We start from the raw sequence: 7,730 nt of genomic DNA on the forward strand, positions 1-7,730 counted from the left end.
CCTTTGATTTTTTTAGAAGCAAGATCAACAGATCGCAGCCTTCGGCAGCTCCTACAGAAGTATCAGCACGATCACATTATGTGCAGAGACGAATTTTTCAGGAGTTTCACATGGCGAAGAAACCCAAGGCAGCCACCTTCATCAAAGACCCGCTCTGGTACAAGGATGCGGTGATCTATCAAGTTCACGTCAAATCGTTTTTCGACTCCAACAATGACGGGATCGGCGACTTTCCCGGCCTGATCGCCAAACTCGACTACATCGCCGAACTCGGCGTCAACACCATCTGGCTGTTGCCGTTCTACCCGTCGCCACGCCGCGATGACGGTTACGACATCGCCGAATACCGCGGCGTGCACAGCGACTACGGGACCATGGCCGACGCCAAGCGCTTCATCGCCGAGGCGCACAAACGTGGCTTGCGGGTGATCACCGAGCTGGTCATCAACCACACCTCCGATCAGCACCCGTGGTTCCAGCGGGCGCGCAAGGCCAAACCCGGCTCGGCGGCGCGGGACTTCTATGTGTGGTCGGATGACGATCAGAAGTACGACGGCACCCGGATCATCTTTCTCGACACTGAAAAGTCCAACTGGACCTGGGACCCGGTCGCCGGCCAATACTTCTGGCACCGCTTTTATTCGCACCAGCCCGATCTGAATTTCGACAATCCGCAAGTGATGAAAGCCGTGCTGTCGGTGATGCGCTACTGGCTGGACATGGGCATCGACGGTCTGCGTCTCGACGCCATTCCGTACCTGATCGAGCGCGACGGCACCAATAACGAAAATCTGCCCGAGACCCACGACGTCCTCAAGCAGATCCGTGCCGAGATCGACGCCAATTACCCTGACCGCATGCTGCTGGCCGAGGCCAACCAATGGCCGGAAGACACTCAGCTGTACTTCGGCGACACCGATGCCGAAGGCGTCAACGGTGACGAATGCCACATGGCCTTTCACTTCCCGCTGATGCCGCGCATGTACATGGCGCTGGCCCAGGAAGATCGCTTCCCGATCACCGACATTCTGCGGCAAACCCCGGAGATTCCTGCCAATTGCCAGTGGGCAATCTTCCTGCGCAACCACGATGAGCTCACGCTGGAGATGGTCACCGACAAGGAGCGCGACTACCTGTGGAACTACTACGCCGCTGACCGTCGCGCGCGGATCAACCTCGGCATTCGTCGACGTCTGGCGCCGTTGATGGAGCGAGACCGCCGCCGCGTAGAACTGCTCAATAGCCTGCTGCTGTCGATGCCCGGCACGCCGACCCTGTATTACGGCGATGAAATCGGCATGGGCGACAACATCTACCTCGGCGACCGCGACGGCGTGCGCACGCCGATGCAATGGTCGATCGACCGCAACGGCGGTTTTCCCCGGGCCGACCCGGCAAGCCTGGTGCTGCCACCGATCATGGACCCGCAATACGGTTACCTGTCGGTCAACGTCGAAACCCAGGCCGGCGATCCGCATTCGCTGCTCAACTGGACCCGACGCATGCTCGCCGTGCGCAAGCAGTCCAAGGCTTTCGGGCGCGGCACGCTGAAGATGCTCTCGCCGAGCAACCGGCGCATCCTGGCCTACACCCGCGAGTTCACCGACGCCGACGGCAAACACGAAATCATTCTCTGCGTGGCCAACGTCTCGCGCAGCGCGCAAGCGGCGGAGCTGGATCTTTCTGCGTACGTCGGCATGGTCCCGGTAGAGATGCTAGGCGGTAACGCGTTCCCGCCCATCGGCCAGTTGAACTTCCTGCTGACCCTGGCACCGTACGGCTTCTATTGGTTCGCCCTCGCGGCGGAAAACCAGATGCCGAGCTGGCACGTCGAACCGGCACAGAGCCTGCCCGACTTCACCACGCTGGTGCTGAAAAAACGCATGGAAGAACTGCTCGAAGCACCGACCCGCAACACGCTGGAGCAGAGCATCTTGCCGAGCTGGCTGCAGAACCGCCGCTGGTTCGCCGGGAAGGACACGGCCATCGAGAAAGTCAATCTGGCCTACGGCGTGCGCTTCGGCGATGCCCAGCCATCCGGTGCTGCTCAGTGAGATCGAAGTCACCAGCGCCGGGCAGACCAGCCGCTATCAACTGCCGTTCGGGTTTATCTCGGAAGACCAGGTCGGGGGCGGCGCTGCCGCAGCAATTGGCTTTGTCCCGGGTACGCCGCGGACGTCAGGTGGGGCTGATCACTGATGCGTTCAGCCTCGAAACGTTTGTGCACGCCGTGCTGCAAGGCATGCACAGCAGCACCGTGCTCAACTCCGAGCAGGGCGAGATCCGTTTCGCACCGACTCCGCAGCTGGAAAAACTTGGCCTCGGCGCTGAATCCGAGGTGCGTTATCTGTCGGCTGAGCAGTCGAACAGTTCGGTGGTGATCGGCAACAGCCTGGTGCTGAAACTGATCCGCAAAGTCGCCTCGGGGGTGCATCCGGAACTGGAAATGAGCGCCTACCTGACCGAGGCCGGGTTCGAGAATATCTCGCCGCTGTTGGGTTCGGTGATTCGTCGTGATGCCCAGGGCGAAGACAATCTGCTGATGATCGCCCAAGGCTATCTGAGCAATCAGGGTGATGCGTGGGAATGGACGCAGAACAACCTCGAACGGGCGCTGCGCGATGAACTGGCCGACGCCATGTCCGAGCAGGAACAGCATTACAACGCCCTCGGCGAGCTCAAGGACTTTGCCGGCATGCTCGGCCAGCGTCTGGGCGAGATGCATCAAGTGCTCGCGGCGCCAAGCGACAATCCCGATTTCGCCCCGCAGACCACCAGCGCCAAGGACGCCCAAGCCACCGGCAAGGACGTTGCGGCGCAGGTCGAGCATGCGCTGAAGCTGCTCAAGCAACATCAAAGTCATCTGAGCGCGGCGGATCAGAAAATGGTCGCGCAGCTGCTGGACAACAAAAAAATCATCCTCGGCCATGTGCAGGAACTTGCACAGAAAGCCGTGGGCGGCTTGCGCATTCGTGTGCATGGCGACTTGCACCTGGGCCAAGTGCTGGTGATCAAGGGCGATGCCTATCTGATCGACTTCGAAGGTGAGCCGGCGCGGCCGCTGCGCGAGCGGCGCGGCAAACACAGTCCGTACAAGGACGTCAGCGGCGTGCTGCGGTCCTTCGATTACGCGGCGGCCATGACCATCAACGTGCACAACGTCGATCACAGTGCGGAGTCGGAAGCGGCCCGGCATCGGGTTGCCGAGCGCTACCTGCGTGAGGCGCGCGAGGCATTTGTTCAGGCATATCGCCAAGCGGCGACTAGTCTTGATCATGCCTGGCAGGATCCTGCGGGTGCCGACGCAGCGCTCGCGCTGTTCGGCCTGGAGAAGGCGGCCTATGAAGTGGCCTATGAAGCCGAAAATCGCCCCACGTGGCTGCCCGTGCCGTTGCACGGTTTGTATGGGTTATTGACGGGGCTTAAACCCTTTTCCGATCTTGGTGGAGAGTAGTCATGAGTGTCTCGAACAAGGAACAGGGTCACGCTAAAGAAGCGTTATTGCCGACGGCGCAAGACATCGACGCGTTGGTACGTGCGGAACATCGCGACCCGTTTTCCATTCTCGGCCCGCACGGTGATGGTGCAGGCGGGCAGTTCATCCGCGCCTATTTGCCGGGTGCGTTGAAAGTTGAAGTGCTGGACAAGGACAGTGGTGAAGAACGTGGCGAACTGACCGCCACGGAAACCCCGGGGCTGTTTGTCGGGCACTTCGCCCAGGCCCGGCCCTATCTGCTGCGCACGCGCTGGGCCGGCGGCGAGCAAGTGGCGGAAGATCCTTACAGCTTCGGTCAGTTGCTCGGCGAAATGGATTTGTATCTGTTCGCCGAAGGCAATCACCGCGATCTGAGCAGTTGCCTCGGCGCCCAGCTGCAAACCGTCGATGGCGTCGATGGTGTGCGTTTCGCTGTGTGGGCGCCGAACGCCCGGCGCGTCTCGGTGGTCGGCGATTTCAACGTCTGGGACGGGCGCCGCCATCCGATGCGCCTGCGCCATCCATCCGGGGTCTGGGAGTTGTTCATTCCGCGCCTGCAGGCGGGGGGAGTTGTACAAGTACGAGATCCTCGGCGCCCACGGCATTCTGCCGCTGAAGGCTGACCCGATGGCGCTGGCCACCAGCCTGCCGCCGGACACCGCGTCGAAAGTCGCCGCGCCGCTGCAAGTCGACTGGCAGGATCAGGAATGGATGAGCGGTCGTCGCGAACGGCAACAGCATTCACAGCCGCTGTCGATCTATGAGCTGCACGCCGGATCGTGGCAGTGTGAACTGGACGATCTGGGCGAAGTCGCCCGGCAGTACACTTGGCCGGAGCTGGCCGAGCGGCTGATTCCTTACGTCAAGGAACTGGGCTTCACCCACATCGAACTGATGCCGATCATGGAACACCCGTTTGGCGGTTCGTGGGGCTATCAACTGCTCTCGCAATTCGCCCCGAGCGCGCGATACGGCACACCCGAGCAGTTCGGCGAGTTCGTCAACGCCTGTCACCAGGCCGGAATCGGGGTGATTCTCGACTGGGTACCGGCGCATTTCCCCACCGATACCCATGGCCTGGCGCAGTTCGACGGCACGGCGTTGTACGAATATGGCAACCCGCTGGAAGGCTTCCATCAGGACTGGGACACGCTGATCTACAACCTGGGGCGCACCGAAGTGCACGGCTACATGCTGGCATCGGCACTGCACTGGTTGAAGCACTTTCACGTGGATGGCCTGCGCGTCGATGCGGTGGCCTCGATGCTCTACCGCGACTATTCGCGCAAGGCCGGCGAGTGGATTCCGAACCGCCACGGCGGGCGCGAGAACCTCGAGGCGATCGATTTCCTCCGCCACTTGAACGATGTGGTCGAGCTGGAGGCGCCGGGGGCGCTGGTGATTGCCGAAGAGTCCACCGCCTGGCCGGGCGTCAGCCAGAGCACCCAGCAGGGTGGCCTCGGTTTCGCTTACAAATGGAACATGGGCTGGATGCACGATTCGCTGCACTACATTCAGCAGGATCCGGTGTACCGCGCGCACCATCACAACGAACTGAGTTTCGGCCTGGTTTACGCCTGGTCCGAGCGCTTCATCTTGCCGATCTCCCACGACGAAGTGGTGCACGGCAAGCATTCGTTGATCGACAAAATGCCCGGCGACCGCTGGCAGAAATTTGCCAACCTGCGCGCCTATCTGAGTTTCATGTGGACCCACCCGGGCAAGAAGCTGCTGTTCATGGGCTGCGAGTTTGGCCAGTGGCGTGAGTGGAACCACGATCAGCAACTGGACTGGTACCTGCTGCAATACTCGGAACACAAAGGCGTGCAGAAACTGGTCGGCGACCTCAATCGCCTGTATCGCGAAGAACCGGCGCTGCACGATCAGGACGACGCGCCGCAGGGCTTCCAGTGGTTGATCGGTGATGACGCGATCAACAGCGTGTACGCGTGGCTGCGCTGGAGCAAAGACGGCAAACCGGTGCTGGTGGTCGCCAACTTCACCCCGGTGCCGCGTCAGTCGTACCGCGTCGGCGTGCCGTTTGCCGGACGCTGGAATGAACTGCTCAACAGCGATGCCGACACCTACGCCGGGTCCAACTATGGCAATGGCGGCGGGGCGTTTACCGAAGAGGTGCCGAGCCATGGGCAGTCGCTGTCGCTGGAACTGAATCTGCCGCCGCTGGCGGTGTTGATTCTCAAGCCGGAGGGCTAGTCCAGCCACCGCTAACCCTGTGGGAGCGGGCTTGCCCGCGAAGAGGTCGGAACATTCAACATCTCTGTTGCCTGATCCGCCGTCATCGCGGGCAAGCCTGCTCCCACAGGCGTTTTCGGTGAGCCGGGGATCGCTGCCGCAGCAGGATTACAGGTGCACTTCCACCGCCAGTGGCAAGTGGTCCGACAAATGCGTCCACGGTTTGTTGCCGAGGATCTGCGGGTCGTGGCTGCTGGCATTGCGCAGGTAGATGCGGTCCAGGCGCAACAGTGGAAAACGCGCTGGATAGGTCTTGGCCGGACGGCCATGGTGGCGTTCGAACGCTTCGTGCAGGTAATCACGGCGGGCCAGGGCGACATTGCCTTGCAATTGCCAGTCGTTGAAGTCGCCGGCAATGATCACCGGCGCGTCCTCGGGCAAGGATTCGAGCAACTGGCAAAGCAGCTGCAACTGTAACTGGCGATGGCTTTCCAGCAGACTCAGGTGCACGCAGATGGCGTGGACTTCGGCGTGGCCCGGCACGTCCAGCACGCAGTGCAGCAGGCCTCTGCGCTCGGGGCCGGTGATCGACACGTCGAGGTTGCGGTATTCGCGGATCGGGTATTTTGACAGCAGGGCATTGCCGTGATGGCCATCGGGGTACACCGCGTTGCGTCCGTAGGCAAAAATCGCTCCACATGCTGTCGGCAAGAAATTCATATTGCGAGGTTTGCGGCCATTCGTTGTAACGATTGGAATGGCGCTCGTGTTCGCCCACGACCTCCTGGAGAAACACCAGATCGGCCGAGGTGCTGCGCACCGCTTCGCGCAGTTCCGGCAAGATGAAGCGCCGATTGAGGGCGGTGAAGCCCTTGTGGGTATTGACCGTCAGCACGCGCAGGCGATGTATGACGGGGGGCGTCGACGGCGTGACGCTCGGGATCGCTGGACACGTTCACTCCTCTGAAAAAACGGCTTCCTGTTCATGCGACTGGTCTGTGCGCGGGCAGTTCCTTCCAGATGCCTCAGGCCGTAACACAAATCACCCTTGCCGCCAGAAAACCGGTGGGAGCGAGCCTGCTCGCGAAAGCGGCCTGCCGATCGACCAATCTCTGACTGAATGCACTCGGTCAAATTGTGGGAGCTGGCTTGCCAGCGATGACGGCTCACAAGCCGACCAACCTCCCACTGAATGCAAGCATTCCAACTGTGGGAGCGAGCCTGCTCGCGAAAGCGGCCTGCCAGACAAAATCAAAACAACAGACCAAACCCCGCACATAAACATAACCGCGCAACCACGTTTAAAGTACACGAACCGTTACGCCATACCGGCTACAACGCCTTGCGCCGTTACCTACGCGTACGCCAGAATCCGCCGGCTTACACGGCTATGAGGTGGGCGATATCGTTTCCCTGTCACTGGAAAACAGTGATCGGGTTTGGTAGCCCATTTCGGTACGGTCGTATGGCGTCACCTTATGTAGCCTCTTTTTGGGGCTCAGTTTTATGGTGGACATGCGTGGGGCTCATTCGTGAGCGCCGGGTTCCGTATCGACCGGTCTACCAACCCGCGCATGGCCGCCACCCATCGTTTGGTAGCGAGGGTGATGGCTCCTATTTCTCGATACGGAGTTTCATCCATGTTCAAAGCCACACCCAATCCCCCGGACGCCTCAATCCCGTACGACCCGGCCCTCGACCCGCAGAAGATAAAAGCGGCAACCGACCGCGCCATCAACTTCTACCTCAACTCCGGCGCCCTGAAGATCTCGATCCCTTCAGCCTCGTCACGCAAATCCAGCAGAATCTTCCTCATCGACCCCACCGTGGACGAGGAAACCTTGCTCGTCGAAGCCTGCGAATCATTAGCCGCCGCCAGTGACATGGCCCGGGACATCAGCGACGTCGCCGACCACCCACAGCGCCGGGCCATGCTGATGCTGCATCAGGTGATCATGCTCAGTGAACTGATGGTCAACCGTGTCCTGGACGGCCGCCGCGTGCCGAACTAACTGACCGGCCCCCCTGTAGGAGCTGCCGAAGGCTGCGATCTTTTGATCTT

The 7,730-nt window shown here is 61.0% G+C and carries 1 protein-coding gene and 3 pseudogenes; 3 read left to right on the forward strand and 1 reads right to left on the reverse strand.

The window, feature by feature from the left end:
• The first annotated feature begins 110 nt into the window (after positions 1 to 110).
• Together treS and glgB are read left to right on the forward strand one after the other, a co-directional pair.
• Positions 111 to 3,454: pseudogene (treS, locus tag HT737_RS32865) on the forward strand (maltose alpha-D-glucosyltransferase).
• A gap of 2 nt (positions 3,455 to 3,456) precedes the next feature.
• Positions 3,457 to 5,689, forward strand: a pseudogene (glgB, locus tag HT737_RS27295) (1,4-alpha-glucan branching protein GlgB).
• Between the two features lie 147 nt (positions 5,690 to 5,836).
• Here glgB and HT737_RS27300 read toward each other — a convergent pair.
• Positions 5,837 to 6,611: pseudogene (locus HT737_RS27300) on the reverse strand (endonuclease/exonuclease/phosphatase family protein).
• 697 nt (positions 6,612 to 7,308) lie between these two features.
• Between HT737_RS27300 and HT737_RS27305 the strand changes: the two are divergent.
• Positions 7,309 to 7,680, forward strand: coding sequence for a DUF6124 family protein (locus tag HT737_RS27305; RefSeq protein WP_047294175.1), 372 nt, complete (start codon positions 7,309 to 7,311; stop codon positions 7,678 to 7,680).
• The last annotated feature ends 50 nt before the right edge of the window (positions 7,681 to 7,730 follow it).

The organism is Pseudomonas sp. MD195_PC81_125 (assembly GCF_014060985.1).
GTDB lineage: Bacteria > Pseudomonadota > Gammaproteobacteria > Pseudomonadales > Pseudomonadaceae > Aquipseudomonas > Aquipseudomonas parakoreensis.

Bases quoted from the DNA above. Each gene is read 5' to 3' on its own strand.
- HT737_RS27305 (WP_047294175.1), top strand. From the start codon at position 7,309: ATGTTCAAAGCCACACCCAATCCCCCGGACGCCTCAATCCCGTACGAC.